Annotated in this window: 1 protein-coding gene; it reads left to right on the top strand. The window is 61.6% G+C overall.

Annotation, left to right across the window (positions count from 1 at the left end):
- Window positions 1–354: 354 nt before the first annotated feature.
- Window positions 355–924: a hypothetical protein gene (locus ASE71_RS36525; protein ID WP_063891137.1), complete on the top strand. Its 570-nt coding sequence runs from the start codon at window positions 355–357 to the stop codon at window positions 922–924.
- Window positions 925–1,052: the final 128 nt, after the last annotated feature.

Here is a 1,052-nt window from a genome sequence, read left to right as displayed (position 1 = left end):
TCGAACCGTGGACCCGCTGATTAAGAGTCAGCTGCTCTACCAACTGAGCTAATCACCCATCCGCGACCGCTGCGGTGTGTCCCGCTGCTGTCGTGAGGGGGCGTATAAAGGCGTTCGGTTTGGTTGTCCAGCGCCTTTGTAAAAATCTTTTGAAAAATCTCGTGGGGCTAGAGCAACCCCTGTGGAGAACTCGCCCGCTATCAACCGGGCGCGTTCCGGCCACCCCTCGCGCATCCCTGCGGATACAGGCCACAGGGGAAACGCGACAAAAGACCCGTTTGACGCGAGGCGCATGGTCGGCATACTGCAGCGAGCCGGGCACACGAAACGAGCGATGATTGGAGAGGTATCCCCATGCGCAGCACGATCGCCGCAGGAATGCTCGTCGGTATCCTTGCCGGCTTCGCCACCGAGGCGAAGGCCGAAGTGCCGTTCTTCAACGCCACCTGCCCCGGCCGTATCGAGGTCCACGCCGATCAGGGCGGTCCCGTCTTCATCAATGGCAGCCAGGCCCGTCTGAAGCGGTTCAGCAGCGATTATTACGAGGCGAGCCAAGGACGAACCACGATCTCGATCAGCGTCAACCGCGATGGTTCGCCTTCAATCAGCTATACGCGCCGGGGCGCCGGCAACGGCGTCTGCCGTGTCACGTCTGCCGGCGGCAACACACGGCCACGCCCGGAACGCCCGCCGCAATACGACGACACGCAGCAGCCGGATCGTGTCGACGCAAGGATGATGCCGCGCTTCTGCCAGGGCGAAGCGTCTGCCGCCTTCGGCGTGCGTCCCAACCGGATCACCGTCAATATGGCCTTCCGAAGCGGCCGCTACTATTGGGTGCAGGGCAACTACGATGGCGGCCGCGGCGTCACCTTCTTCAACTGCCGCTTCGACCTCAGGGGCAACTTCATCGACGTGCGCTGACGACGGGGATGATGAAGGCAAGAATCTAGCCGTTTCCGACCTCTCCGGCGGAAACGGCTGTGAGTTTATCATTGCGAGATGCAAATACCCTCTTGAGTGTGATCAGGTCGTGCGCTAAAGCGACGCCA

The organism is Ensifer sp. Root954 (assembly GCF_001429005.1).
GTDB lineage: Bacteria > Pseudomonadota > Alphaproteobacteria > Rhizobiales > Rhizobiaceae > Ensifer > Ensifer adhaerens.
The sequence above is the reverse complement of the archived record's forward strand: the minus strand, read 5'-3'. Positions and strand labels throughout refer to the sequence as shown.

Bases quoted from the DNA above. Each gene is read 5' to 3' on its own strand.
- ASE71_RS36525 (WP_063891137.1), top strand. From the start codon at position 355: ATGCGCAGCACGATCGCCGCAGGAATGCTCGTCGGTATCCTTGCCGGC.